This window comes from Micromonospora deserti (assembly GCF_003236335.1).
Classification (GTDB): domain Bacteria; phylum Actinomycetota; class Actinomycetes; order Mycobacteriales; family Micromonosporaceae; genus Micromonospora; species Micromonospora deserti.
This window is the reverse complement of the sequence record NZ_POUB01000596.1, coordinates 1-398: the sequence shown is the minus strand read 5'-3', so window position 1 is coordinate 398 and position 398 is coordinate 1. Positions and strand designations below refer to the sequence as shown.

1 protein-coding gene is annotated in these 398 nt (G+C 76.6%); it reads right to left on the bottom strand.

All coding sequences use genetic code 11. From position 1 onward, the window contains the following. Positions 1-398: GntR family transcriptional regulator (locus C1I99_RS32090; protein WP_146604133.1), on the bottom strand; the 398-nt coding region annotated here is incomplete at both ends.

The window sequence follows — 398 nt, the reverse complement described above, 5'->3', positions numbered from 1 at the left end:
CCGTAGGCGAACACCAGGCCGGCGGAGGCGTACAGCGCCTCGGTGACGGACTCGCAGTCGGCGGGGAGCTTCTCGACGGCGCCGGCCACCCACTCGGCGTAGACGGTGCGCTCCAGCAGGACGGGCTCGCCCTCCAGCGAGCGCAGGCGCAGCACCTCCAGCACCTCCTCGCACCCGAGCCGGGCGGCCTCCGCGCCGCTCGCCGGGCGGCGGCGCTGCTCGATCACCTGGCCGCCGAAGCGGTAGCCGTTCGCGCGGGCCCACTGGGCGAAGCTGTGCAGCTCGGCGAAGCTCTGGCTGCGCACTCTGCCGAGGACGATCCGCCGCGCCCCCTGCCGGGAGCCGACCAGGCCCTCGGCGGCCAGCACGGCCACCGCCTGGCGTACGGTGCCGCGGGC